This window comes from Lysinibacillus sp. 10T31 (assembly GCF_056394365.1).
Genome location: NZ_JBFTHS010000040.1, coordinates 15,661 through 41,981 on the forward strand (window position 1 = coordinate 15,661; position 26,321 = coordinate 41,981).

The window sequence follows — 26,321 nt, forward strand, 5'->3', positions numbered from 1 at the left end:
GGCGCAATTGCGTCCGAGGCAATATATCTTCTGAAAGATACATAAGGCGGTGAATGTAAGAAGCATGTCAGTACTAATTATTGGCAGCGTAAGTAATGATGTGTTGCGTCTGCAAAAATATTCTCATCGTATCGGCATCAAAAATATTCATTGCTTTACAACAACTGACGCAGCAATGAATTATTTATCAGATTCTTTGAAAGAAGAGCTGGAATTAATTATTCTCGATGCAAAAATGACGCTTAAAAATTGCGAGAACATCTGTCAACAAATTGAGAAACTAAAGAGCTGGCTTGATGCCCCTATCCTTCTTTCTACTACTTATGAAAAAAGCATTACAATTGATAGGGTTTTTGAAGCTGGGATTTTCGATTTCATTTTAAAACCATTTGATTTCACCCAGTTTAAAACTCGGATTCAGGTGGCCCTTACATATCAAAAGGAAACCAAGCTACGAAAGCAGCAAGAAAGCATTATTCAAAAAGATTTAATTGTCGCGAAGAAATTTCAAAAAAATGCACTATCTCCCTCATTGAATCTTGAGCATATTCAGATTGATGGGCTTTATGTTACATCCAACACATTAGGAGGTGACATGTACTGCTGGTTTAAGATTAATGAACATTTAACTGCCATTCTTCTTTACGACGCAATGGGACATGGCATTGCCGCATCACTCGTTACAATGTCCATTAGATCTTTGTTAAAGGGAATAATCACGAAATTAATTGATCCAGTTTTAGTAATCCGAGAACTTAACCGACAAATTTACGAGTTATTTTCTGATGAAGATATGGACCGTTTTTTAATGACAGCTATCTACATACTCATTGATACGAAAAACGGAACTGTACACTATGTTAATGCGGCTCATCCATCTGGTTTCTTATTTGGAAAATACGGAGAGACGGTGTTCCTCCCAGCAAATACACCTATCTTAGGGCTATTCCCAACTATTCATATTAATAAAAAAACGATACCTTTATCCGGATGGCATCGCATAATACTTTATACAGATGGCTTATTGACAATCAATGAGCAACGCGTAGTTGATATGGACTTTTTCCATTCTTATGCTTCACAAGATAATGGCTACGCCTTACAAAAATTTTCTCAAAAATATGATTTATTCGACAATGATTACAGCGATGATATAACAGTAGTTTCAATAACAATTACATTACAGGGTCGGTGATTGATGATGGAATTCACACTCAATGTAAATCCTGATACACAAGCTATAGCTTATGTAGATCAAATTATGGAGAATTATACTAATGTATATAATCTACCTTTTAAAAGAGAATTACGATTTGTCGTACATGAATTAGTTATAAATGCTGTGGCAGCTAGTGAAAAGATAGAGCCATACTCCAAAAAAGCAATTCAAGTACACGTATCCTGCTCTAATGAAGAAATAAAAATAACCGTTACCGATGAAGCGAAAGGTATTGCAGAAAATGATTGGGATAAGGTTCTACAATTTGATTTGAACGAACCCGATTATTCAGATCGCGGGCGAGGTTTATTTTTTATTAAAAATATGGTCGACCATATTTGGTTTGAAAATATTTCTGAAACGAAATTTTTAGTTGGTATTTCAAAAAAGATTCATGTATAAAGTAAACGTATAATTGGAGGAGTTTTCATGAAGCTGTCAATCCGAAAAAAAATGAGCCTGTTAATATTCGGGTGTATTTTGCTACTTACTACACTTTTAGCAGGAATAAATTTTTATGTTGCCAAAAAAAATCTTTTAGAAAGTGCAAATACAAAGCTTTTATCAGATATTCAATTAGGCTATGAATATTTAGATGCTAAATTCCCCGGAGAATGGTCCATCAAAAACAATCAATTGTATAAAGGCGATGTCAAAATGGCAGACAATTTCGAGGTAGCTGATAAAGTTGGAGAGCTTACCAACGGGAATGTCGTCTCAATCTTTCAAAACGATACTCGCATTAGTACAAATATAGTCGAAAATGGAGAACGCGCATTAAATACAAAGGTTTCTGATGAAGTTGCGAAAGTTGTGTTAGAAGAAAAAAAACGTTTTATCGGATCAGCAAATGTCTTGGGTAGTATGCATCAAGGAGCCTATGATCCAATTTTAAATAGCCAAGGAGATGTTATTGGCGTATGGGCAACAGCTGTACCTACCGCTCCATATATAAGTATTGCTACAAAGTCTGCACTTGAAAATGTAGCGATCTCCTTAGGAATTGCCATTTTAATGATTGTTGGGATTAGTTGGTTTTTACAGCGACAAATCATCACACCCATTAATATTTTAAGTACAAATGCCAAAGATTTAGCAGATTTAAATTTAAATGTAAAGTTATTAAACCCTAAAGGTAAAGATGAGATTGCTGTTTTAGCAAATGCCTTTAGTGATATGAAGAATCGTTTAACGGAAACGATGACAATCGTAGCTGGTAGCGCCAATCAAATAGCTAACTCATCGCATTCATTAGCAGAATCATCACATCAAACAAGTGAGGCTTCTAACCAAATTGCACTTACGATGAATGAAATTGCAGTTGGTACTACGACTCAATCTGATCAAGCCGAACAAATAGTGTCGATGATGCAAAAAACAATTGAAGAAGTATCGAGCAGTTTACAAAAGGCCGAGAATACGTTAAATAGCGCTATAGAATCAACCCATTTTGCACGTCAAGGTGAAGAGGCGATCAATGAAGCTATAAAACATTTAAGCGATGTCACACAAACAGTGTCTTACGCGACAGATTCTATCCAAAAACTAGGTAAACGCTCTGAAGAAATTGGCGGCATTATTACTATTATTACGGGTATCGCAGAGCAAACAAATCTACTTGCCCTCAATGCAGCCATCGAAGCAGCACGGGCAGGCGAGCAAGGAAAAGGATTTGCCGTTGTTGCATCAGAGGTACGCCAGTTAGCCGAACAATCAAGTTTAGCATCAGGACGAATTACAAATCTCATTAAAGATATTCAGGCTGAAACCTCTGTGACAGTACGCACGATGGAAAGTAATTTGCTAGCAGTAGAGGAGCAAGTAACAATTATCAATAAAGGAGGAACTGCATTAAAGGAAATAGTTGAAAAGGTCGAAGAAACAGAAAAAGGCGTTGAGCAAATGAAGGCTGCATTTACGCATGTCAACAACAACTCCTTAGGGGTTCAAAAAGCCATTCAAGATATTTCCCGCATCATTGAAGACTCCGCTGCAGCAACAGAGGAAATTGCCGCAACATCAGAGGAACAATATGCAACCGTTGCAGAAATTACACAAAGTTCAGATGAATTAGCATCGATTGCTGATAAATTACAAAATGAAGTCAATAAATTCAAATTTTAATTTCTAAAGAATTAGAATTTTCTAACACGAAAAGAAAATGGAGGCTCTATAGTATGAATCAGAAGAAAATTGCGATGGATATTGACACAAAGGCTGATTATATTTTGATTGCGTTTACTGGTGATTTAGAATATGGGTTGATTGAAGAGATAAAAATCGAGCTTCAATCGTTAAGCTTGGAAACAAAGCATGGATATATTATCGATATGCAAAAGGTTACAAACATCGATAGTACCGGCTTTGGCATGATTGTCAATTTCGCAAAGAAAGTATCTGTAAAAGAAAAGAAAATCGCCATTATTGTTGCCGATGATTTCATTCGCAATTTGTTTGCTATTTCACAAGTCGATAAAGTATTCCCTATTACTAAAAGCGAAGAACAAGCAAGACAGATCATTAGAGAAGGCTGGCTAGGTGAACTATCGCTTAGTGAATACTAACCCTATTGTTGCCCCCCAAACATAAAAGTAGGTTGCATTCCTATTAAACGGAACGCAACCTACTCTCTTTAATATTGTAAAAGCATATTGACAAACACAACGATAATCACAAAGGGTACTACTATTAACATCAGTAGTCGATACGTCGAATAGAACCCCTGTCCCATTTGACTTCCTATTAATAATTCCTTCTTCACAAATTCTTTATCAACTACATACGCAATAAAGATAGCAATCAATAAGTTACCCAACGGCAGCATTAAATTAGAAACTAAAAAGTCAGTTGCATCAAAAATTGTTTTTCCAAAGATTGATACGTCCGCTAATGTACTTGATGAAAGCGCTGCAGGAATCGCCGCAATAAAAACTACTACACCTAGTAGCATCGTCAAAGCAGAACGAGACATACGCCCCTTCTCCATAAATGCCGCTACGATAATCTCATATAGACTGAAGGAAGAAGTTAGTGTTGCGAATAAAAATAATAATAAAAACATCGCTAAGAATATTTCACCAAATGGCATTTGACTAAATGCTGTTGGCAGAACCATAAATAGTAAGCCAGGTCCAGATGCTGGTTCTAAATCAAAGGCAAATACAACAGGGAAAATTGCTAATCCTGCTAAAAACGATACAAGCACAGTGAGAAGAACAACGGAGCCTGCAGAATTAGGTAAGCTCACATCTTTCTTTAAATAGGAACTGTACGTCACAAGACAAGAAAATCCTACTGCTAAACCAAAGAAGGACTGCCCTAACGCTTCTAATATAGCTTTTCCAGTTATATTGGAAAAGTCAGGCCACAAGAAGAACTTAACCCCCTCCATTGCCCCATCTAATGTTAAAGCCCGTACAACAAGCACAATAAACATAATGAATAATAAAGGCATCATCCACTTACTGGCTTTCTCTATGCCATTTTGTACTCCAAGTGAAATGACTAGAACATTTACTAGTGTAAACAATCCTAAACCGAGTAATGTAATCCAAGGTGTTCCTACAATCTTTCCAAATAGTTCACTAGGATCATTAGCAGGATCAATAACTGCCCCAGTTACACCAAGGCCACTATATATAAAAATCCAACCTCCTACAACACTGTAAAAAGTTAATAATAAAAAACAGCCAAGCACACCTAAACGACCAACCCAGGCCCATCCTGTTTTCGTTGGTGCAATTTTTTTATATGCAGTCACAGCTTCAGACTGTGTACCACGACCTAAAATATATTCCGATAATAACATCGGTAAACCAATCAGCAATGTAAATAGAACAAAAATAAGGAAAAACGCTCCCCCACCACTTTGTCCAGTAACATAAGGAAGCTTCCAAATTGCCCCTAGTCCGATTGCAGCTCCTGCCGATGCTAAAATAAAGCCTAGTTTACTAGACCACTGACTCTTTTTTTCGCTCATCTCTTCAAACTCCTCTAACTGCCTAAACTCTTCCTTATTCTACATGAAAATATTATGCTTTACTAGATGTTACTTTCGGGCAATAATATCCAACACTTCTCTCTTAGACTGAGTTCCTCTAATTCAGCGGATGTCTTTTGTACCGAAAGCGTAGCGACAGGTACAGATGTTTGAACACCCGCCGAAATGACTTAAAACCGCGTTTATCTCACCATCTATAGAGGTGAAAGACTTCTGTAGCTGACGCTTCGTTTTCTATACCAAAATAATTGTAACTGCCGTTTCACTTTCGTTACAAAAGACTAATGCTGAAAGAAGTAAAAAACCTCGAGCGCTTAACAGCTCGAGGTCTCATCCTAATTATTTTGTTAAATACATAGAACGCTGATGATTAATCCATTTACGCATTGTTGTGAATAGTAATGCCATGATGATAGTAATTAAAATACCTTTCACAATGTTAAATGGCAAAATACCAGCTACGATCATTTTATATAGTGAATCACCTACAACAGGCTCCATACCTAAAAAGTAAGTGTACATAGGTAAAAATACTGCATAGTTAAGAATGCTCATTCCAACTGCCATTATGATTGTTCCAGCAGCTAAACCTCCGATAAGGCCTTTAACTGTTTTGGAGCGATTAAAAACAAAGCTCACTGGTAGAATAAATAAAATACCTGTTGCAAAGTTCGCGATATGTCCTACCGGTACTCCTGTTGGCGTGCCTGAGAAAACCCAGTCCAACACATTCTTAAAGAATTCTACTAAAATACCAGCTACAGGTCCCATTGTGATCGCTGCTAGTAATGCTGGCATATCACTGAAGTCTACTTCCAAAAATGCTGGAAATGGTGGAATTGGGAAATTAAAAAGCATTAATAAAAACGAAATACTGCTCAGCATGCCAATCGTAATATACGATTGAAGTTTAACATTTTTCTTCATAGAAAACTCTCTCCTCTTTGCTGATTCAATCTCGCAAGAAGAAAGGTTACGACCTAATCAATAATTATCATGAAAAAACCCTTATGCAAAAGAGCATAAGGGAGAATAGGCATGATTAAAGAACGCCATTAATTAACTATTTTAGAGCATACGTTGTGTGAAGCCACATCGAATAAACGCTCGTTCATAGCTAAATTCATAACAATGAATGACGATCGTACCTCCATCTTCTCCCATCCAGACTTTAACTGTCGGCCTTGGAATTGCACCAAGTCAGCCATGCAAAAAAAATTATTTGCACAGGTCGCGGGCTGAAGAGCATTTAGTAAATCAAGCGAGCTAATATGTCTTAAAGGAAATATTAGCGATTTACAACTCTATTACCGCCGGTCGGGATTTTCACCCTGCCCCGAAGATGAATCAATATTTTTTTGTTTCATAGCCTTACTATAATGAATTATTAGAGAAAAGTAAATAGCTTTGCTCAAAAAATTCCGATCAAACTTGTATGCTTTATAAATACTCGGCTAATAGCGCCTTATAAAATGTAGGGATTTTCTGCATGCTTATTGATTATTAGTCTTCACCAATTGGCAATTTATCGCTAACGTAGCTTTTTTGCTATTGGAGTCATAAAATGACAAAAGCATTCACGCACATATAGCGGCGAGAATGCTCCAAAAAATTTATTTACTTTCTGTTCGTCTATTTGTTGTTATGCTATTTATGGCATAAATCGTTTATTAGCTCCTACAGGCTTGGGCAAGAAATTTTTTAAATCAAATCCCTCCCAGTTCTCTTGTACAACATTATCTATACGTATTTGTTGATCAAAGCTTGCTGCAGTTAACATCATAGCTTCAATTAATTGAGTAGCACGGACCGCGTCCATTGTCGTTAAATCAAGCGGCTCATCAAATGTTACTATAACGCCTTCTGCTACCTCTTTCACTGTGTATGTTACATTTTCCGGTACAACTGAAACGTATACATCATCATTTTTATTTCGCATAGCGGTAAGTGCCTCTGTTACAGTGGAAAAAGTTTTGCGAGAATCGGGTGATAAATATTCAGCTCCACTTTCATCTTTATATAAATAATAATTAAAATGATTTGAGCTTGTTAATGACATGTGCTTACTTGGCTCTTCTTCCTTAGAAAACTCGTAGGCTGTACCATCAGGATTTTCAAACTCAACATCTTTATACTCTGAATCTGAGAATGTATCCTGTAAAGTATCTAAATATTCATTAGTATTTGCTGAAGCAACATCATAAACATTTTTCTCCGGCAATACATGAACTAGTTTATCGCCCTTCTCCTTCAATTCTCCTTTATATGGATGATAGTTAGTAAGACCATTTGGTTTCTCATCAATTTGTGGCGCATACTTTTCATACATTTGTAATGTTGTAGGCTTTTTATTCGCAAAATCAGTAGCAACTCGTTCATTTGGAATGATATACGTCATCGGTACACTTTTCTTATCACGATTTGCCAAACCAATATGGAACACTACTGCATCTGTTAAATCTTCCTCATAAACAGATGATCGTAGAGACATGATCCGTGAATGTTCTGCTACTATGTTGGATTCCATAATCTTATCATGGTTGACAGAGCTTTTCGCCGCACGACTATCCTGCGATGTTGAATATTGAGAGGGTTCAGGAGCATTAGCCTGGTCCATTTTTGTATTATTATTATTTATGAACATGGAACCTGTAAGTACTGTTAAGGCAAAAATAGCTGCAACACTCATAAAGATCGGCCATTTACGAACTTTCTTTTTTGTTGTCGCTGTCTCGGAACTTTCTTGTTGCGTATAAATACTGTGTTGTTGCTCTTGCGATGTTATTTCATCATCTATTGGTTGTTGTATAGCTTCTTGAAGATGGACATTATCCTGCAAGCGAGCATCTGCCAATAATCGATTTAATATTTCTTCTTTCGAACGGCGGTCAGAAAGCTTAGGGGCATTATTCAATACATTTTCCAGTTGGTCATCATCAAATTGGTTATGTGTCATTGCCGTTTCGCCTCCTGTTCTCTAACCTGTTGTAGCTGTTGCCTTAAAAATTTAATGGCACGATGCTGAGTGGTTTTTACCTTCGCTTCTGTCCAATCTAGTATTTGCGCTGTTTCTGCAATCGATAAATCTTGAAAGTAGCGCATAATAATAACCATTTTTTGGTCACCTGTACAGTGTTCAAGTGCTGATTGCACCTGCATAAATTCATCACTGGCCTGCAGCACTTCTTCCGGTGATGGTGTGGTTGAATGTAGCTGTTCCGTTTCCCAATCAAAAAATTCAAGTGAATGTTTTTGGCGTACAGCTTGCTTTCTAAAATGATCAATAGCGACATTTTTAGCAATAGCAAAAAGCCAAGTCTTTTCGGTGCTCTTTCCTGCAAACTGATCATATGAGCGCAATACGCGAACATAAACCTCATGCGCTAAATCCTCAGCAAGTGTACGGTTTTTTACTAAATAAATAAGAAACTGGAACACGTCTTGATGATATGCATCGTATAATCGATGGAACACGGAGTCATTCAAAGCACTCCACCCCCGTTCTATTTATATTTGTCGTCTAAATGTTTACAGAAGTTACATCCAATTTATACCACTCTATCAATTATGCCTTGGCATAATTGCGTCCGGAATCGGCTTTGTGCTTAGGCCTGCAGATGGTTTTTGCGCGAAAGCGTAGTGCTAACGTAGCGTCAGCAGCACCGATGCAGGTCAGTTAGCCGTTATCGCATGGATGCGATGGTTTTAGGCTAACATCCCCTAAGCACCCCTTCCCGATTTCCGCGACATCCGCCGGAGGCTTTAGGCCAACGTGATGTTGGTCACTCAGTCGTTGCCACAGGACGTGGCGTTCTTAGACTGAGTTCCTCTATTTCAGTAGATGTTTGGACACTCGTCGAATAGTAACTGAAACCCGCATTCATCTCACCATCTACAGAGGTGGGAGACTTCTGTACCTGTCGCTACGCTTTCGGTACAAAAGACACATTGCCGAAAGAAGTTAATAATATTAATCAAAAGGTAAATAAAACGTGAAAGTAGTCCCCTCTTTCAGCACACTATCTACCATAATATTGCCTGAATGTGCCTTGACAATATTTCTAGCAATAGCTAAACCTAGGCCAGTTCCGCCTTTAGAACGCGTACGTGCCTTATCTGCTTTATAGAAACGTTCAAAGACATATGGTAAGTCCTCTTGGGGAATACCATGCCCTGTATCCTGGACAGATATCTTGGCAAAGGTTGGCTCCTGCTCAACCTTCACTGTTACTGATCCTTCATCAGTATGACGGAGAGCATTATCTACTAAATTCGTTAATACTTGTTCAATTCGATCCTCATCTATACTAATCGTAGCTTCGTCTTTAAATTCACTGTCAAATATTAGACGAACATGTTTCTCTTTTGCCACCTGTGCAAATTTTTGAGTAATACGTTCAAATGTTGAATTAATTGGGAGCTCATCCTTGTAAAGCGTCATATGCCCTGATTCCATACGCGCAAGGTCTAATAAATCTGTTACAAGACGACCCATACGCTTCGATTCATCATAAATAATTTTTGTAATCTCATTGCGTTCTTCTTGATCCTGTATAAAATCATCATCCATTAGAGCCTCTGAATAGCCTTGAAGCATCGAAATCGGCGTCCGTAGCTCATGAGACACATTAGCAATAAAGTCTGAACGCAGTTTTTCTAAGCGATGCTGCTCAGTCATATCACGAATAACCGCAACCGCTCCACGTATCGATTCCTCACTATAAAGAGGGCTAATCGTAAACGTATAGTAACTTCCATCCATCTCAATTTCTTCTTCAAGCTTATCCTCAAACATCAGTACATGATCGAGCATATGATACAGCTCTGGCGGAATCGGTTTTGCACTTTGTGAACCCTTATTAACAAACCACTTTTGCATTAAACGGTCCGCTGGAGGATTACTTAATAATATTGTACGATCACGATTAAACGTAATAACTGCGTCTGTCATCGATGTTAAAATATTTGAAAGCTGTTCATTTTCTTGATTGATCACTTCTAGATTGTGTTTCAATTGACGGCCCATTTGATTAAAGGCAACTGCAAGCTGGCCAATTTCATCATTTTGAGTAGTCGGCATCTTCGCTTCAAAATTCCCTTTAGAAATTTCAAACGCTAACTCACGCATTTTACGTAATGGTGACGTAATACGTGATGAAAGGAAAAACGCAAAAAATGTCGTCAGCACAAAGGCAATGAATGCAGATAAAAAGACAACTTTCGTCGTCTCTTTCGATGTTTTATGCAGCGCATCCGGACTTTGATAAATAAAGACAGCCCCGTGCACAGTATTTTCCACATTTAGTGGGAAACCAAGCACAACATACGATTCCAATTTTTCTTCGTCTGTGGAAGATGGCATCATCATTTCCTTAATAATTGGTTTATCTGATTGAAAAACTTCTTGGAACGATTTATTGGCTAAAATCATATCCTGGATTTCTTTTTTATTGACACCTTCCTGCATAGCGAAAGAAACTCTGTCATGGTTAATAGCAATAAGTGCATTTGTACTTTCAGGTAAAATATCTTTTAATAATTCCGAAGTCGACTCTGCTGTTTCATTATCATCTATTATACTTGCAACTGTTGCTGCAGTTTGACGCAAGGAGCTTTCTGCTTGTTGCATATGGTAATTTTGAAGAAACTCCAGCATTAAAACCGTGAAAACAAACAATACAAATGAAACGAGAAGCAATATGGTTACCCATAGCTTCCCGACAACACTATTCCATATTCTATTCATTGACAACCTCAAATTTGTAACCAACGCCCCATACAGTAACAATCATTTTTGCAGCGTTTTCAGATACTCGGTTGAGCTTTTCACGTAAACGTTTTACATGTGTGTCAACTGTACGCAAGTCACCAAAGAAATCATAATGCCAAACTTCTTTTAGTAATTGTTCACGGTCAAATACTTTGTCTGGTGATTTAGCTAGGAAATAAAGTAATTCATACTCTTTAGGCGTTAAATTTACTTCAATACCCTCTGCTGTTACACGGTGCGCATCGTGATCGATCATTAAATGTTGGAACACAACTAAATCTTTTGAAGAAGAAGCATTTGTCGAAGGTGAGAATGCTTGTGAACGACGTAATATAGCCTTCACACGTAACACAACCTCACGAGGACTAAATGGTTTTACAATATAATCATCTGCTCCAAGCTCAAATCCTTGTACACGATTCGCTTCCTCGCCTTTTGCAGTTAATAAAATAATTGGTGTTGCTGCTCGTTCGCGGATTTCCGCACAAACTTCAAGCCCGTCTTTTTCAGGCATCATAATATCTAATAAAATACAGTGATACTCTTTTTCCAAAGATTTTTCGATCGCTTGTTCACCATTTTCTGCCTCGTCAACAAGGTATCCTTCTCGCTCTAAATACATTTTTAGTAAGCGTCGAATACGATCCTCGTCATCTACTACTAATACTGAAATATTTTCTGACACTTTCACGATCCCTCTCTTCTAATCTTTCTCTACCTTCTATTGTACATGGTACAGCACATATTGAAAAGGAAAGAAAGCCTTCTTGCCACAGCAAGAAGGCTCTTCTTTCTAATACTAGCGACGTAAAAATCTCATATGTGCTCAAAATCAATTATGCCTCGGCATAATTGAGTCCGGAATCGGCTTTATGCTTGCATAAAGAACTCCTTTCCGATTCCGTGACATCGCCGGAGGCTTTAACTTCTTTCAGCAGGTGTTTGGACATCCACTGAAAAGTAACTTAAATTCCCATTCAGCTCACCACCTATAAAGGCGAGAGACTTCTGTAGCTGACGCATTGCTTTCGCTACAAAAGACATTTGTTGAAAGAAGTTATTCAGTTTAAGCTGAAGCGTATGAATGTAAACCTGCAAGAATCAAGTTAACAGCAATTAAGTTGAATAAGATAATTCCAAAACCAATTAATGCTAACCATGCAGATTTTTCACCTTCCCAGCCTTTTGATAAACGTAGGTGTAGGAATGCTGCATAGAATAACCATGTAATAAGTGCCCACACTTCCTTCGGATCCCATCCCCAGAAACGACTCCACGCAAGTTGTGCCCAAATCATTGCAAAGATTAAAGCCCCTAACGTAAATACCGGGAAGCCAATTATTACTGAGCGATAACCAATTTCATCAACTAATTGTAAATTTACTCGTTTGACAAAAGGTTGGAAAATCGCACTAATTCGACGTCGTGCAATTAATCGAATTAATAAGTATAAAATAGATCCTACTAATAATGACCAAACAACTGTTGTTAATTTCTTCGCATTAATGAGACCAGGCATTTCTACTAATGGAGACATGCCATGTTCTTCCACTGCCTTATATTCATTCATACCAAATATTGGCGGCATTTGGTATGTAATTTGACGTTCATTACCTTCTTTATCCACATAAGAATATGTTGAATCGTAATCCATCAAATTAAAAACGGATGTAGCGACAACGAAACCAACGACTACCACAAGGAAGAACATTACCGCTTCTAACCAGAAACGTTGTTTAGAAGGTTTCTTTAAATCAACTACTTTTAATAAATAAATTAGTCCTGCTACTGCACTAATTGCTAAAATTGATTGGCCTAAAGCAGCTGTAATAACATGAATTGTTAACCAGTAACTTTGTAAAGACGGCACTAAAGGACTAACCTCTTTCGGGAACATCGACGCATAGGCAATTATTAATATTGCCACAGGCAATGCTACTAAGCCTAGAGCTGGCAAACGATAAATAAAATAAATCAATATGAATGCCCCAACAATGAACATTCCGAATGCAGTCGTAAATTCAAACATATTACTAACAGGTGCATGCCCTGAATAAATCCAACGAGTGATAAAATAACCAAGCTGTGAAAGTAGGCCTATAATCGTTACAACAATTGCTACCTTACCCCATTTTTCGGTATTTTTGCCTGTTGCATTCGATTGTTTTATCGAACCACCAAACAATAAAGTTGCAACTAGGTAGGCTATGAATGCTACAAATAATAAGTTTCCACTTATGTCAATCAAACTCATAAGGTGTCGTCACCTTCCTTTTCCTTTTCGGATTTCTTGACATCTTCTGACTTTTCTAACTGATCTTCATATGGTGGTAGACCAGCAAATGTAGTGACTTTATCTAAATCCTTTTTCATACTGAACATATTTTTATTCACATGGGCAGCCATCAACACTCTACCATCCGGCTCCACCTGTAACCATAAACGTCGGTGATTCCAATACGAGCCAATTACTACACCAATCATGAAAATAATACCGCCGACAAATAAAATTGGTATCGTACTATCCTTACGAATTGTAAAGTTTGATGAATTACGCATCTCTGCTCCAGCGAATTTCATTCTATATTTGTTTTCACCAAGTGGTTCAAGTGGTGGCTTCCTGATTTCTACAAAGCTTACTTCACCTTTTGGAGTTTCTGGTGTTGTCATTCTAAATAAAAATGCTGGATTATTTGGTATTGATGATTTTGTCTGTGGTTCACCGTTTTTAAAACCATCAAAATCTGGTGTATAAACAAGAATCTGTACTGAAGAACCATTTCCTAAATCATATTCTTTTTTAGGATTCGTTAAATCAATTTCAATTTGACCTAGTGAATTTTCTTCTGTTGCTTTATTCACTAAATAAAAATTCATCTGTCTCAATTCGTTAAGACGATAATTCATTTGATACAGCGCAAAACCGTTTTCTTTTAACGGATGATTGACTCGAATAGAGTAATCTCTCAATTTTTCAAGATTGTCTATATCTCCAGGAAGAGCTCCTTCAGGTTGTTTGTATAATGTAATGTCTGTTTGATAGTTTTTCGCCATAGCATTTACACCTTGGTTAGATTGCTCATCCTGAGGCTTATCGCCATGGGTTTCCAAAATAAATTTATTATTTTTAATAAAGTAGCCGTCCATACCAGGTATAGCTCGTGTTTCACCTTCGCGGATCCAAATCGTCTCATCCACATAAAAACCAGGTAATAAGCGCAACATAACACCTGCTAAAAAGATAATGAGACCGACATGATTTATGTATGGGCCATATCGAGCAAAACGACCGCGCTCTGCTAGCAATGCACTTCCATCACGACGAACATGATATTTTAATTCAGTCATTTTTTGCTCAACTTTATCTAGGGTTTCATCAGGGTTTGACACTTGTCCTTCCCCAACTATACGTTGACGCTTCATAAAACTTTCATGACGTTTAACGCGCTGATTTTTTAAAGACTTATGCAATGGTAAACCACGGTCTAAACTCGCAACAATAATAGATATCGCAAGCATCCCCACTAAAATTTGGAACCACCAAGTATTGTACAAATGAGAAAGACCTAAATTATTATAGATTTTGCCGGCGAAACCATACACTTTCTCATAATACTCTGCTTTGTTAGATTCCGGTGCATTAACATATATCGCTTGCGGTAATATTGTTCCGATTGACGCTGAAACCAACGTGATAATAATGAGGGCAATACCCACTTTTACATTCGAGAAGAAATTCCAAATTTTATCGATGACTGTTTTATTATACGTTTTTGAACGAATCGCCGTTCCATCGTAGCGCATATCAACAACTTTTGTTTGTTTACCTTCCTCAGTTAAAGGACGACCACATTTCTCACAAAGCTTCGTGCCATATGGGTTACTATGTCCACAAGCACAAATGATGTTTTCCATAGTCATTTACTCCTTATTTCGGCTTCACTAATTCCATGTACGAAGCAATATTTTCCTCCGTTATTTCACCAGTAATAATTTTGACTACTTTACCATCTGGATCAATAAGGAGAGTTGCAGGTAAATTACCTACATTGTAGGTAGTACTAACACTTTTCGTTTTGTCAATAACTACTGGGAACGTTAATTCGTGTCTATCGACAAAATTCTGTACTTCAAAATCTGTTTGTGCAATATTGACCGCCAATGTTTGTACACCCTGATCTTTATAGACTTTATACTGACGGTCCATTGCAGGCATTTCCTTCTCACACGGAGGACAAAAAGTTCCCCAGAAGTTCAAAAATACTCCCTGCCCTTTATAATCAGACAGCGTATGTTTCTCACCGTTTAAATCTACTAACGTGAAGTCTGGTGCTTGAGAGCCCACTGCTATTAACTCTACTTTATCCTTTGTCGCTGTTCCGTATACCGTGTAACCAATTGCTAAAACTAAGACTGCCAAAATAATGGTACGAATGACGCGACGTTTTTTCTTTTTCTCCAAGTTAATAAACCCCCTATCAATTTACGGCTTAGAGTAACTCCTGCTGACGCTAAGCTTTTCATACAAATATTCATATGTATAGGTTGTATCGTCCAATTTACGACATTTACATGTTTGTCAAATTTTATATTTGTCATTCACTTGTGCGTCAAACACCACCTAGCAAATCATGGAAACGATTTCATCTAGATGCAACTAATTTAGGTGAGCTATTCTCACCTATTATAGCAAATGGAAACACAAACGCTTAGTTAATAATTATGAATGATTTATGAACGATTTCACTAATAAGAAAGTGAATACATTACTATTGCACATAGAAGTATTTCACTTTCTCTTAGTAATTACTCATTTATCCGATTTTTCCTGTCTCCGCTAACACTCGTAATTGCTTCACTTCATGCTTTGATAATTCACGATATTCCCCCGGAGTTAGTCCGAATAAATCTAAGAAGGCAAAGCGTTCACGTTTTAGTTTAACAACTGGAGTACCAATTGCCTCGAACATGCGACGCACTTGACGATTTCGCCCTTCATGGATCGTAATTTCACAGATTGCCTTACCTGCTTTTTCATCAAATGAAGTCATACTAACCATTGCAGGGGCTGTTTTGCCATCTTCTAATTTAATTCCTCGTTGAAGCTTTTTTAAACCTTCAATCGTTGGAACACCTTTAACACGAGCAATATACGTTTTGTCGATTTTAAACTTCGGATGCGTCAGCATATAAGAAAATTCACCATCGTTCGTCAATAGCAATAAGCCAGATGTATCATAGTCGAGACGGCCAACTGGGAAAATTCGTTGCGGAATATGCTTAAATAAATCTGTGACAGTTTTGCGTCCTTTGTCGTCCGTTACAGCCGAAATCGTTCCACGTGGTTTATATAATAAATAATAAACCTTATCCTCTTTCTCAAGCTTCACGCCTTCTACTTCTATCGTATCTGAGTTTGAAACCTTTGTACCTAACTCACGAACTACGACTCCGTTTACTTTTACTTTACCTTCTACAATCAATTGTTCTGCCTTACGCCTAGACGCCACACCGGCATACGCAATGACCTTTTGTAATCTTTCCATTCTTTCACCTCTAGTTTTCATTCACCTTGGTTTTGACACCAAACGTTAAACCTTATTCGCACATTAGGAATAAGGTTATTTTTCCCGCTAATCTGTGAAAATTATGTCATACTTTTATACATTATTAAAGAAAAACTAATTATGCATAAGTAATTAAATTATTTAAAATAATTTCCATCAACTAGTTTCTGGATAATTTGCACTTAAATTTTAAGGGTTATCACCATGACGTGGGGTTGATTTCCGTTCCGGCTGGGCGCTTTGTTGGGGGCGTCCGATGAGCCGCTTTTGTTGTTGCTGTCGCTTCGCTTTCGCACAGATAAAACATTTGTTGCTTTCGCACAGAAAACATCCGCTTCGCTGCAGTGTCTCGGGCCAACAGATGTTTTTTGCGCGAAAGCGTAGTGCTAACGCAGCGTCAGCAGAGGGTTTTGTTTGTGCGAAAGCGCAGCGACAGCAACAGCACCGATGTTGGTCACGAAGGCGTTATCACAGGACGTGTGGTTTTAGCCTTCGTTCCTCTATCGCTAATCCCCAAGGAGCTACCCTCCAATCAACTTATATACGTGGGATATGTTTTAACAAAATGTCTTCCAACTTTTGAATTTTATCGGAACACTTTTACGTTTTATCGACCAACTTCTGAATTTTATCGACGTCCACCTTTCAAAGAGCAAAAAAAGATTCACACACAAAACTGTGTGTGAATCCTTTCTCTTTAGTTTGTCTCCTAGCCTTCACTCAATCGGCTTATACTCGAGTTGTCGCTTTTTCGGGCTTAGCTTCATTTTTCTCGTCACTACGTTTCTGCGGGCCGTTCAGCTAATAAGAAAAAAAATCAGCGAATCGCTTTTAACGATCCACTGATTCAACTTTTACTGGCACTGCATAGATACGCTCTTCACCGAGAAAGATGGACAATACGCCTTCCTTACGTTTTCTAGAAACATGCAAAACTTGCCTTACACTTTCTTTTTCTTCTTTAGTTAATTGCAAAAGAATTGGTTCTTCTAAACGAATGGAAAGGTTTTTATTGACTTTATATTTACCTTTTTTCACCACTGTTTCAAGGCTGTACTCTTGCCAAACCTTGTTAGCTAAACCCCGATGTACATTCCAGTCATCGGATTCGTTCAAAGTGACGACAATACAGGTTTGCCCGTCCTTTTGGAAGGCTGTTGCGAGCGTCCGACCAGCTACCTTTGTAAAGCCTGTTTTTCCGGCAAATGCTGAACCTTTTGCTGATTTTAATGCATTAACAGGTTGTTGTGTCTCATCGCCTATTTCGATGGCAACCCCTGACCCTTCTCGTAATAAGCGGTGCTTATTTTCCCATAACATCCCGTTTTCTGTATTGGCACGATAAAGAACTGTAGAGGCAATCTTCTTGAAAGTTTTATTTTGAAGAGCAACTCTCAACATTTCAGCAGTATCCCTCGCTGACGATAAATGCTCATCATGGTGCAAGCCAGAAGGGTTCATAAATACTGTATTTGTGAGACCAGCAACAACAGCCCGCTCATTCATTAACTTGACAAACCCTTCTACCGATCCGCCGGCATGCTCTGCTAAAGCTGTTGCTGCATCATTTCCTGAACGAAGCATCAAACCATATAACAGTGTTTCTACCGTAACTTTTTCACCTGCTTGCAAGTAAATTGACGAGCCCTCAGCCGTTGCAGCCCTCGGTGAAATAACTACTTCATCTTGAAGATTGCTATTTTCAATAGCAACAAGTGCTGTCCAAATTTTTGTTAAGCTAGCAATTGGTAACCGTGCATCACTACTTGATTCAAATAAAACACGGCCCGTATCACCATCTAAAACAGCATATCCGCTACCACCTCGTGCTAAACTGGTTTGTGGAAGCATTAACATTACCACGACTAACATGAACAATATTAAACGTACTAACCGAAGCAACGAGCCACTCCTTATTAAAGTAATAGGAAAATATAGAATATATTTATGTTTCAAGCAAAGCATTATACCTTTAAAATCTTGTTTATTTACTTTACTCCACTAAATGTTTCTTGGAATTTCGTCATAAATAAATCTGTTTCTTGCTCTTGTTCAACTAATTCTTCTTCAGGTAAAGGCGGCATTTCATCTATATTATTTAAGCCAAAGTAATTTAAGAATTCTTTTGTAGTACCATATAAGATTGCACGTCCTGTCCCTTCCGAGCGTCCAACTTCCTTAATTAACCCTCTAGAAACGAGCGTTTGAATTGGTCTTTCACATTTCACACCACGTAAATCTTCAATTGCTACACGTGTAATTGGTTGTTTGTATGCCACAATAGCCAATACCTCAAGCGAGGCTTGCGATAATGATTGAGCAGTTGGATTTTCTACTAATCTTTGAATGGTATCTGCTAGATCAGATTTTGTAATAAGCTGATAAACTCCAGCTATTTCTTTTATAGTAAGGCCTCTTGCTAAATCTTCTTCATATGTTGTTTTCAATACTTCCATTGTTTGTACGACTAACTCTTCCGGTTCGCCTAAAAGTTGTGACAATTGTTTAATGGTTAAGCCGTCGTCTCCAACAACAAATAATAAGGCTTCTATTCTACTCTGCAGCATCATTGTTTTCCTCATCATCCCATTCCTCCTTCTGTAATGTAACTGTTAATTCTTCAAAGTTACCGTCTTGCTCTACGATGACGACCTGACGTTTCATCAGTTCAAGAATAGATAAAAACGTCAGAATAAGCGTTGGCTTATCTTCATAGGGAAAAAGCTCGAAAAATGATGCACGTCCACCTGTAGTTCGTAATGAATCGACAACTGAACGCATTTGATCTTTCACTGAGCGTTCTTGTCTCGCTACAGTTGTTTTTAGCGGTTTCTTTAATTTTTTTCGACGCATCAGTTTTTGAAAGGCTCCAAGCATGTCATAGATGTTGACGTTCAAATCAAATAACGCCATTTGCTCATCTGATGCTAACTCTGATAAATCTGCTGGAGGCCGTGTAAATACCTGTGCGCGATCTGTTTCAAGCTCTTGCAGGCTACTCGCTGCTTCTTTATATTTCTTATACTCTATTAATCGTTGCACCAGTTCTTCACGAGGGTCTGGGCCGTCGACTTCTAATTCGGCATCTTCAAGCTCACCTTCATGAATTGGCAAGAGCATACGACTTTTAATAGCTAATAATGTTGCAGCCATCACTAAATATTCACTAGCCTCATTTAACTCTAGTACCTGCATTGCATGTATATGGTCGATATATTGTTGAGTAATTTCAGCCATTGGGATATCATAAATATCAATTTCCAATCTGTGAATTAAATGCAATAATAAATCAAGAGGCCCTGAAAAGGCTTCTAATTTTACTTCATAAGACATTGTTTTACCACCCTGAGATTCTATGTTCTTTTAGTATAGTAGAAAGGAGTCCAAAATGCATCCACAGCATCACACTTTATTTATTGACTACTGTGCTTTTTTTAATGGTAATCAAGATTTCTTTGAATGCCACGAAGTCCTCGAGGAATACTGGAAGGATATTGCTCCAGGTGATAAAAAGCATCCTCTCGTTGGTTACGTACAGCTAGCAACAGGTTTATATCATTGGCGACGTGACAATTTTATTGGCGCTGCGAGAATCTTAGAAAAAGCACTCCATAATTTTCAATATAATATGGGCCACATCTTTTTTGACGAAACCGACTATGAAATACTGCTAACACAACTAACAGATGCGCTTTCTGCTATCCAAAAGGGCCAGTCCTTTCAAGCATTTCAAATTCCTCTATCACCCATATTGGAGGAATTAGTATTTGCTCGCATACAGCTTTTACCATCATGTAGCACTAACTATCTTCTTCATAAACATATGCTTCGAGATCGCTCACATATTCTTGCAGAGCGTCAAGAAAGCAAACAAAGAAAAAGCAGACGTCAATGATCGTCTGCTTCTTCATCGATACAATTTATACATTTTTGAACAATATTTCGCGTTTCCTCTGTTGCACGAACATTTTCATACTGGCCAAGGTCTGCTACTTCCTGTAGCATTTCCTTCGCAACACCCTCACCTCTATAAGAAGGGACAACGGATACATGTTGAATCGTAGCCATACTATCACTGTCTGTTACAAGTCCAACAATGCCTATATACTCATCGTTCTTTTTCCATAAATATAAAACCCAATTATCATCATTTTCATAGGAGTGGATTGTCTCTTTGAGCTTTTTTATGTCTTTTTCGTTAGGCATAAACGAGAGTAGCCCCATTGCTATTTTCTCGAAAGCTTTTTTATATCGAATTAACATATTTGTCTATTCCCTCATTTTCTAGCTGTACATAATCTTTGATTATCCTACACGATTTGTACTTTTACCGCAAGTCAATTTCTGTCTTACGAACCAGGTCCGAGAATACCTTTAGACGCCAATACCCAATAGACAACGCCCCACAACAAAATAAAAGTTGAAATGGACGCTAGTAATACCCATTTGTTTTTTCTCATATTTACTCACCCTTTTTTAACGTTAGCGGGAGATCGTTTTGTACAATATCTTCATAACTTTCGCGTCGAATTGCTAATTGATGCTTGCCATCTTCTACAAATACAACTGCTGGTCGTGGCACACGATTATAGTTACTCGCCATCGAATATCCATACGCACCAGTACAGAAGATTGCTAGCACATCACCAGAAGCTGCTTCCTGAAGCTTAGCATCAATAATTAATTTATCGCCAGATTCACAAAGTTTACCAGCCACTGTATATGTTTCACTTTTTGATTCATTTGCTTTACTTGCAATGACCGCCTCATACTTCGCATCATATAATGCTGGACGGATATTATCACTCATACCACCATCGACAGCAATATATTTACGAACATTAGGTACTGTTTTTTGTGAACCAATTGTATAAAGTGATGTTCCTGCATCGCCTACAAGTGATCGCCCTGGTTCAATCCAAATTTCCGGCATAGTTAGACCAAGTACAGTCGCTTTGTTCTTTACAACTGTAATCATATCCTCTACATATACTTGTGGCTCAAGCGGTGCATCTTCCTCAGTATAACGAATTCCGAAGCCCCCTCCTAAGTTTAACACAGTACATGTAAAATCGTGAGTCTTGTTCCAATCAGAAATCTTATCAATTAGTTTTTCTCCTGCTAATCCAAAGCCCGCTGTGTCAAAAATTTGTGAGCCGATATGGCAGTGTAATCCTAGAAGCTCTAAGTATTCATGGTTAAAAGTTTTTTGGAAAGCTTCATCTGCTTGACCATTATTTAAATCGAAGCCAAATTTAGAATCCGCTTGACCTGTCGTAATAAAATCATGCGTATGTGCCTCAACACCTGGTGTGACACGTAGTAAAATACGCATTTTTTGCTGACGGCGCTCTGAGATTTCTTGTAAAAGTTGAATTTCATAGAAGTTATCCACGACAATACAACCGATTTTCGAGTCAAAGGCTAATTCTAATTCTGCGATGCTCTTATTATTACCATGGAAATGAATGCGCTCTGCAGGGAATCCAGCTTTTAAAGCTGTAAATAATTCTCCACCAGAGACCACATCTAAAGATAAATTTTCTTCTGCCGCTAATTGGTACACAGCCACACATGCAAATGCTTTTGAAGCATAAGCTACTTCTGCTTTTACACCTAGTTTTTTAAACGTATCAATAAAGCCGCGTGCACGCTTACGAATAAGCGCTGTATCATACACAAATAAAGGTGTACCATACTCTTTTGCAAGCCCTAATGTATCTACCTGTCCAATCGTTAAATGACCATCTTCAGAAATCGCTTGTGTTCCATATAAATGCATGTGCATCTCTCCCTTTTCACATCGTTCCATCTTGTGATAAAAATTGCACCTCATTTTTAAAATGTAGTATTGCTACTTTTTTTTAGAGGTATTGCTTCATTCAACAAGGGTTCGAACAGTACACGAGTGCTTATATCACATAAATGCCAACACTTTGTCGTGGTGAACCTTTTGATGAATGAAGACAATTTTCGCAAAAATCACAAAATACTATATGTGAACTTTATCACATGAAAAAAACGAGTGCAACGGCTCCTATGATCTTTTTCGTTGTTCGGAATCGACTATATAAGGTCTTAATGCATTTGATGTCATTGGGAAACGGACAAGTACGCGGAGCATCGCATTTGGAAAGAACGGAATAAGTGGCCATAAATAAGGCGCTTGCATCGGACGTAATGAACATAAATACGTAAATAATATAAAAAACCCAATAAATAACCCATTAACTCCCCAAATTCCAGTCATTATTAACAACAATATTCTAAAGAGTTTAATGGAGATACCCAGTTCATAAGACGGAATTATAAAGGTCAGAAGAGCTGAAACAGCTGTATATAACACTACTTCTGGCGAGAATACCCCAACATCAATAGCAATCTGACCAATAGTTATACCCGCAACCAACCCCATCGCAGTGGATAGTGGTGATGGGGTATGAATGGCGGCCATCCTCAAAAATTCTATCCCAATATCTCCAATAAGTACTTGTAGTAAAAGCGGGATATGTGATTTTTTCTTTGCCCCTAAAAAAGATAACTCATCTGGTAAATGTATCCCGTGCGTTGCAAATAAATACCACATAGGTAATAATAATAAACCCGTAATTACTCCAAAATAGCGCATAAAACGAACAAACGTTCCGATTGATGGTGCCTGCCTATACTCCTCAGCATGCTGCAGTAAATGAAAGGCCGTTGCTGGCACGATAATGACAGAAGGAGACGTATCGACAACAATGGCTACATGTCCCTCAAGTAAATGCGCTGCGGTAATATCTGGTCGTTCCGTATAACGTACAAAAGGAACTGGATGAAACTTCTGTTTAAACAGCCATTCTTCTAGTGATTTATCAGTCATAGTCAAGCCATCATGATGAATTTGTTTAATACGCTGTCGCAATTTATCGAGCGTTTCATCACTCGCAATACCCTTTATAAACACTAGCGCAACATCGGTTTGACCGATTTCGGATATTTTATGTAGCTCGAAACGTAAATTACTATTGCGAATTCGCCGACGAATCAAAGCAGCATTTTGTGAAATACCTTCAACAAAACCGTCCCTAGATCCTCGAATTACCTTTTCATTGTCAGGCTCCTCTGGTGAACGTCCTGGATAGCTTCGTATCTCTGCAACATAGCCGTAACCACTTTTAGTTATAAAGGCTACCTGTCCACTTAATACGGCTAATAAAATGGCTTCACGTTTGGTTTGCTCTGAGCGACCTTGGAAATTGAAATAGGCTTCAAAATACTCCTTTTCATCCTCAATATCAATGTCCTCATCAGGCAACATATTAGAGAGTAATTGTGTTAACACTATTCCATCCACAAGTCCGCTTATATATATGCAAAGAACCGGCAAATCTTTGACAAATACATGCGTAATACTAATGTCAAACGATTCGCCGTCACCAAATTGCTCTTTAAGAAAATTTTCGGCTTCTTCTAAGCTGTTAAATAGTTTATCTGTCATGCTGTCACCATTTTCTTAGATGTCTTTTTTTACCTCTTCCACTTCAACTGTGGCACTTGTGGCCATCCAATTTTTTAATTGAGCAAGAATTTTTTTCTCTAATCGTGATACCTGAACTTGTGATATACCTAACCTGTTAGCAATTTCAGTTTGGGTACAATCTGAGAAATATCGTAAATAAATAATGGATTGCTCTCTAGGCTCGAGCCTCGTGAGTACCTCTTTTAGTGGTATATAGTCAAATGGCTGCTCAGATTTTTCGTCCTTCATCTGATCCATTAAAGTAATAGAATCCCCTTCGCTCTCATACAATTGTTCATGCAAGGAAGCAGGATCTCTTAATGCATCAGAAGCTGTTACAATTTCCTCAGATGTGACACCAAGAACCTGTGCTAATTCATGAATGGTTGGTGGGTGCTCATTTTTTTTAATGAATTCATCAGTTGCATGACGAATTTTAAAATTAAGCTCACGAATAGATCGACTAACCTTCACCATGCCATCATCCCGTAAAAAGCGCTGAATTTCTCCAATAATCATTGGTACCGCATATGTCGAAAATTTAACATCATACGTTAGATCGAATTTATCCACAGACTTCATGAGCCCTATGCAGCCAATTTGAAATAAATCCTCGAGTTCCACGCCCCTGCTTGTAAAGCGTTGGACGATAGACCACACAAGCCTCGTATTCCCTTCAATCATTCGTTTACGAGCCTCATGATCGCCCTGCTGTGCACGTGCAATTAAATCCCGCATTTCTCCCTGTGACAATAGCTTATCGGACGACTGTTCTAGCGGCTTCAATATTGCATCCTCACATTACCGGTGTGCGAACCGAGTAAAATTTCTTCGTAAACGTGACAGTTGTACCTTCTTGCCACTTGGACATTACGGTCAATTGATCTGAAAAACTATCCATAATGGTAAAGCCCATACCTGAACGTTCCATCGCACTTTTCGTCGTAAATAACGGCTCCATTGCTTGGCTTACATCCTCAATACCAATACCTTTATCCAAAACAGACACAGTTACAATATCATCCTCACGCTTTGCATGAACTGTAACAACGCCTTTACCATTCTCTTCATAACCGTGAATAATGGCATTAGATACAGCCTCTGAGACAACCGTTTTAAATTCGGATAGCTCATCAATTGTTGGATCTAATTGTGCGATAAAACCTGTCACCGCTACACGCGCTAAGGCTTCATTTTCACTAAGTGCTAAAAAAGTTAATGTCATTTCGTTATCCATTTACAATCCCCCTAACTCGATCAATTGCTTCTTCTTCAGTTGCATTCATCATCCACGGCCCTAAACCTGAAAATTGAAATACTTTTCGCATTGTCGGCGATGGATTCAATAAAATTGTTCGTCCAGCGACTGCCTCTAACTCTCGCATCCGACCAAGGACTAAACCTACACCTGAACTATCCATAAAGGAAAGCCCCTCTAAGTTCCAAATAATAGTCGTTACAGCGCCTTGAAAAATTGCTGTAGAAATTTTAGCTCGAATTTGCTCTACCGCATGATGATCGAGCTCCCCAAATAAACGTACAACTACTGTCTCTCTTGTTACCATTTCTAATTGAAAATGCATGAACATCGCCTCCTCCTCGTGCAATTCCACATTCAATGTGGTGATTCCTTGCGGCTGACAGAACTAGTGCAAAGTCTTCCGAAATAGTGTCAAATCGACATATTTATAGCTTTTTAGGTTAATTGCAGTATGGGATAAATCCACATTTTTTAAACGTGGCAGGCATTTTTCACAAGAATTATTATGATGATCAATTATGCCTCGGCATAATTGCGTCCGGAATCGGCTTTGTGCTTGCACAAAGAACTCCTTTCCGATTCCGTGACATCCGCCGCGGAGGCTTTAACTTCTTTCAGCGGATATCTTTTGTACCGAAAGCGTAGCGACAGGTACGGATGTTTGAACACCCGCTGAAAGAAGTTAAAGGCCGGCAAAATTTTGGCTCTTCCTTCCGTCGCTTTGTCGGTTCTATCCACGACTTTAACGATTCTATCCGTTGCTCCGACTATTCTTTCCGCCACTTCGACTCTTCTTTCCGTCGCTCTGGCTGCCTTCCGTCGATTCGACCCTTCTTTCCGTCGCTTTGGCTTTTCTTTCCGTCGCTCCAGCTCTTCTTTCCGTCGCTTTGGCTTCTTTCCATCGCTTTGCTGGTTCTATCCACGACTTTGGCTGCTCTATCCATTATTTTGGCTGCTCTATCCACGACTTTGACGATTCTATCCACGATTTTGGCTGTTCTAT

At 38.3% G+C, this 26,321-nt stretch carries 26 protein-coding genes and 1 riboswitch; of the genes, 6 read left to right on the top strand and 20 right to left on the bottom strand.

Annotated features, from left to right (window positions below):
* Positions 1–64 precede the first annotated feature (64 nt).
* From AC1DCY_RS19960 to AC1DCY_RS19975, 4 genes are read left to right on the top strand one after another with little or no spacing between them, the layout of a single operon-like run.
* Positions 65–1,195 (top strand): SpoIIE family protein phosphatase, encoded by a 1,131-nt coding sequence (locus AC1DCY_RS19960; protein WP_477353016.1) that lies wholly within the window; start codon positions 65–67, stop codon positions 1,193–1,195.
* 3 nt (positions 1,196–1,198) lie between these two features.
* A complete protein-coding gene (locus AC1DCY_RS19965; RefSeq protein ID WP_477353017.1) occupies positions 1,199–1,621 on the top strand; it encodes an ATP-binding protein in 423 nt (140 codons plus the stop codon).
* 27 nt (positions 1,622–1,648) lie between these two features.
* Positions 1,649–3,343, top strand: coding sequence for a methyl-accepting chemotaxis protein (locus AC1DCY_RS19970; RefSeq protein WP_477353019.1), 1,695 nt, complete (start codon positions 1,649–1,651; stop codon positions 3,341–3,343).
* 53 nt (positions 3,344–3,396) lie between these two features.
* Positions 3,397–3,783: an STAS domain-containing protein gene (locus AC1DCY_RS19975; RefSeq protein WP_477353021.1), complete on the top strand. Its 387-nt coding sequence runs from the start codon at positions 3,397–3,399 to the stop codon at positions 3,781–3,783.
* A gap of 68 nt (positions 3,784–3,851) precedes the next feature.
* On the opposite strand, the gene AC1DCY_RS19980 is transcribed toward AC1DCY_RS19975, so the two are convergent.
* From AC1DCY_RS19980 to AC1DCY_RS20045, 14 genes are all read right to left on the bottom strand, one after another.
* Entirely contained in the window at positions 3,852–5,198 is a 1,347-nt protein-coding gene (locus AC1DCY_RS19980) for a sodium-dependent transporter (RefSeq protein ID WP_477353022.1), read from the bottom strand.
* Positions 5,199–5,558: 360 nt separating this feature from the next.
* A complete protein-coding gene (locus tag AC1DCY_RS19985; protein WP_477353024.1) occupies positions 5,559–6,146 on the bottom strand; it encodes an ECF transporter S component in 588 nt (195 codons plus the stop codon).
* Positions 6,147–6,367: 221 nt separating this feature from the next.
* Positions 6,368–6,567, bottom strand: a riboswitch (FMN riboswitch).
* A 303-nt stretch (positions 6,568–6,870) separates the two neighbouring features.
* Positions 6,871–8,175 (bottom strand): RNA polymerase subunit sigma, encoded by a 1,305-nt coding sequence (locus AC1DCY_RS19990; RefSeq protein WP_477353026.1) that lies wholly within the window; start codon positions 8,173–8,175, stop codon positions 6,871–6,873.
* Complete coding sequence (gene sigX / locus AC1DCY_RS19995) at positions 8,172–8,705, bottom strand: RNA polymerase sigma factor SigX (protein WP_477353028.1); 534 nt, start codon at positions 8,703–8,705, stop codon at positions 8,172–8,174. Before sigX ends, AC1DCY_RS19990 begins: the two co-directional genes overlap by 4 nt.
* Before the next feature lie 484 nt (positions 8,706–9,189).
* Positions 9,190–10,965, bottom strand: coding sequence for an ATP-binding protein (locus tag AC1DCY_RS20000; protein WP_477353030.1), 1,776 nt, complete (start codon positions 10,963–10,965; stop codon positions 9,190–9,192).
* Positions 10,958–11,674, bottom strand: coding sequence for a response regulator transcription factor (locus AC1DCY_RS20005; protein WP_049668637.1), 717 nt, complete (start codon positions 11,672–11,674; stop codon positions 10,958–10,960). The genes AC1DCY_RS20000 and AC1DCY_RS20005 overlap by 8 nt, the downstream gene beginning before the upstream one ends.
* 381 nt (positions 11,675–12,055) lie before the next feature.
* Positions 12,056–13,243, bottom strand: a complete 1,188-nt coding sequence (gene ccsB / locus AC1DCY_RS20010; protein ID WP_477353032.1) for a c-type cytochrome biogenesis protein CcsB — start codon at positions 13,241–13,243, stop codon at positions 12,056–12,058.
* The gene (gene resB, locus AC1DCY_RS20015; protein ID WP_477353034.1) at positions 13,240–14,904 is read right to left on the bottom strand and encodes a cytochrome c biogenesis protein ResB; all 1,665 of its coding nucleotides are present in this window, start codon (positions 14,902–14,904) and stop codon (positions 13,240–13,242) included. The genes ccsB and resB overlap by 4 nt, the downstream gene beginning before the upstream one ends.
* Before the next feature lie 13 nt (positions 14,905–14,917).
* Positions 14,918–15,451 carry a thiol-disulfide oxidoreductase ResA gene (gene resA, locus AC1DCY_RS20020; protein ID WP_477353036.1) on the bottom strand — a complete coding sequence of 178 codons (534 nt, stop codon included), beginning with the start codon at positions 15,449–15,451 and terminating at the stop codon, positions 14,918–14,920.
* 352 nt (positions 15,452–15,803) lie between these two features.
* The gene (locus AC1DCY_RS20025; RefSeq protein WP_477353038.1) at positions 15,804–16,535 is read right to left on the bottom strand and encodes a pseudouridine synthase; all 732 of its coding nucleotides are present in this window, start codon (positions 16,533–16,535) and stop codon (positions 15,804–15,806) included.
* Positions 16,536–16,755: 220 nt separating this feature from the next.
* A complete protein-coding gene (locus AC1DCY_RS20030) occupies positions 16,756–16,878 on the bottom strand; it encodes a hypothetical protein (RefSeq protein ID WP_477353040.1) in 123 nt (40 codons plus the stop codon).
* A 509-nt stretch (positions 16,879–17,387) separates the two neighbouring features.
* Positions 17,388–18,458: a D-alanyl-D-alanine carboxypeptidase family protein gene (locus tag AC1DCY_RS20035; RefSeq protein ID WP_477353042.1), complete on the bottom strand. Its 1,071-nt coding sequence runs from the start codon at positions 18,456–18,458 to the stop codon at positions 17,388–17,390.
* An 86-nt stretch (positions 18,459–18,544) separates the two neighbouring features.
* Entirely contained in the window at positions 18,545–19,138 is a 594-nt protein-coding gene (scpB, locus tag AC1DCY_RS20040) for an SMC-Scp complex subunit ScpB (protein ID WP_477353044.1), read from the bottom strand.
* Positions 19,110–19,889 carry a segregation/condensation protein A gene (locus AC1DCY_RS20045; RefSeq protein ID WP_477353046.1) on the bottom strand — a complete coding sequence of 260 codons (780 nt, stop codon included), beginning with the start codon at positions 19,887–19,889 and terminating at the stop codon, positions 19,110–19,112. The genes scpB and AC1DCY_RS20045 overlap by 29 nt, the downstream gene beginning before the upstream one ends.
* A 55-nt stretch (positions 19,890–19,944) precedes the next feature.
* On the opposite strand from AC1DCY_RS20045, the gene AC1DCY_RS20050 reads away from it, so the two are divergent.
* On the top strand, positions 19,945–20,451 hold the full coding sequence (locus AC1DCY_RS20050; protein WP_477353048.1) for a DUF309 domain-containing protein: 507 nt from the start codon (positions 19,945–19,947) through the stop codon (positions 20,449–20,451).
* On the opposite strand, the gene AC1DCY_RS20055 is transcribed toward AC1DCY_RS20050, so the two are convergent.
* The 6 genes from AC1DCY_RS20055 to spoIIAA form a co-directional block, all read right to left on the bottom strand.
* Positions 20,445–20,819, bottom strand: a complete 375-nt coding sequence (locus AC1DCY_RS20055; RefSeq protein ID WP_477353050.1) for a GNAT family N-acetyltransferase — start codon at positions 20,817–20,819, stop codon at positions 20,445–20,447. The two genes, AC1DCY_RS20050 and AC1DCY_RS20055, sit on opposite strands and share 7 nt — an antisense overlap.
* A 199-nt stretch (positions 20,820–21,018) precedes the next feature.
* Complete coding sequence (gene lysA, locus AC1DCY_RS20060) at positions 21,019–22,338, bottom strand: diaminopimelate decarboxylase (protein WP_477353052.1); 1,320 nt, start codon at positions 22,336–22,338, stop codon at positions 21,019–21,021.
* A 255-nt stretch (positions 22,339–22,593) separates the two neighbouring features.
* The gene (locus tag AC1DCY_RS20065; protein ID WP_477353053.1) at positions 22,594–24,036 is read right to left on the bottom strand and encodes a spore germination protein; all 1,443 of its coding nucleotides are present in this window, start codon (positions 24,034–24,036) and stop codon (positions 22,594–22,596) included.
* Positions 24,037–24,051: 15 nt separating this feature from the next.
* The gene (sigF, locus tag AC1DCY_RS20070) at positions 24,052–24,795 is read right to left on the bottom strand and encodes an RNA polymerase sporulation sigma factor SigF (RefSeq protein WP_477353057.1); all 744 of its coding nucleotides are present in this window, start codon (positions 24,793–24,795) and stop codon (positions 24,052–24,054) included.
* A gap of 58 nt (positions 24,796–24,853) precedes the next feature.
* Entirely contained in the window at positions 24,854–25,294 is a 441-nt protein-coding gene (gene spoIIAB, locus AC1DCY_RS20075) for an anti-sigma F factor (protein ID WP_049668625.1), read from the bottom strand.
* Positions 25,287–25,640, bottom strand: coding sequence for an anti-sigma F factor antagonist (gene spoIIAA, locus AC1DCY_RS20080; protein WP_370075042.1), 354 nt, complete (start codon positions 25,638–25,640; stop codon positions 25,287–25,289). Before spoIIAA ends, spoIIAB begins: the two co-directional genes overlap by 8 nt.
* A gap of 335 nt (positions 25,641–25,975) precedes the next feature.
* Between spoIIAA and AC1DCY_RS20085 the strand changes: the two genes are divergently transcribed.
* Positions 25,976–26,321: hypothetical protein (locus AC1DCY_RS20085; protein WP_477353055.1), on the top strand; the 346-nt coding region annotated here is incomplete at its 3' end.

Coding starts and splice junctions, on each gene's coding strand:
- resB (WP_477353034.1), bottom strand. CDS start 14,904: ATGGAAAACATCATTTGTGCTTGTGGACATAGTAACCCATATGGCACG.
- AC1DCY_RS19965 (WP_477353017.1), top strand. CDS start 1,199: ATGATGGAATTCACACTCAATGTAAATCCTGATACACAAGCTATAGCT.
- AC1DCY_RS19990 (WP_477353026.1), bottom strand. CDS start 8,175: ATGACACATAACCAATTTGATGATGACCAACTGGAAAATGTATTGAAT.
- spoIIAB (WP_049668625.1), bottom strand. CDS start 25,294: ATGGATAACGAAATGACATTAACTTTTTTAGCACTTAGTGAAAATGAA.
- AC1DCY_RS19975 (WP_477353021.1), top strand. CDS start 3,397: ATGAATCAGAAGAAAATTGCGATGGATATTGACACAAAGGCTGATTAT.
- AC1DCY_RS19970 (WP_477353019.1), top strand. CDS start 1,649: ATGAAGCTGTCAATCCGAAAAAAAATGAGCCTGTTAATATTCGGGTGT.
- scpB (WP_477353044.1), bottom strand. CDS start 19,138: ATGAGGAAAACAATGATGCTGCAGAGTAGAATAGAAGCCTTATTATTT.
- AC1DCY_RS19985 (WP_477353024.1), bottom strand. CDS start 6,146: ATGAAGAAAAATGTTAAACTTCAATCGTATATTACGATTGGCATGCTG.
- AC1DCY_RS20045 (WP_477353046.1), bottom strand. CDS start 19,889: ATGTCTTATGAAGTAAAATTAGAAGCCTTTTCAGGGCCTCTTGATTTA.
- ccsB (WP_477353032.1), bottom strand. CDS start 13,243: ATGAGTTTGATTGACATAAGTGGAAACTTATTATTTGTAGCATTCATA.
- AC1DCY_RS20065 (WP_477353053.1), bottom strand. CDS start 24,036: ATGACAGATAAACTATTTAACAGCTTAGAAGAAGCCGAAAATTTTCTT.
- lysA (WP_477353052.1), bottom strand. CDS start 22,338: ATGCATTTATATGGAACACAAGCGATTTCTGAAGATGGTCATTTAACG.
- AC1DCY_RS19980 (WP_477353022.1), bottom strand. CDS start 5,198: ATGAGCGAAAAAAAGAGTCAGTGGTCTAGTAAACTAGGCTTTATTTTA.
- spoIIAA (WP_370075042.1), bottom strand. CDS start 25,640: ATGCATTTTCAATTAGAAATGGTAACAAGAGAGACAGTAGTTGTACGT.
- AC1DCY_RS20050 (WP_477353048.1), top strand. CDS start 19,945: ATGCATCCACAGCATCACACTTTATTTATTGACTACTGTGCTTTTTTT.
- AC1DCY_RS20025 (WP_477353038.1), bottom strand. CDS start 16,535: ATGGAAAGATTACAAAAGGTCATTGCGTATGCCGGTGTGGCGTCTAGG.
- AC1DCY_RS19960 (WP_477353016.1), top strand. CDS start 65: ATGTCAGTACTAATTATTGGCAGCGTAAGTAATGATGTGTTGCGTCTG.
- sigF (WP_477353057.1), bottom strand. CDS start 24,795: ATGCGGGATTTAATTGCACGTGCACAGCAGGGCGATCATGAGGCTCGT.
- AC1DCY_RS20055 (WP_477353050.1), bottom strand. CDS start 20,819: ATGTTAATTCGATATAAAAAAGCTTTCGAGAAAATAGCAATGGGGCTA.
- AC1DCY_RS20000 (WP_477353030.1), bottom strand. CDS start 10,965: ATGAATAGAATATGGAATAGTGTTGTCGGGAAGCTATGGGTAACCATA.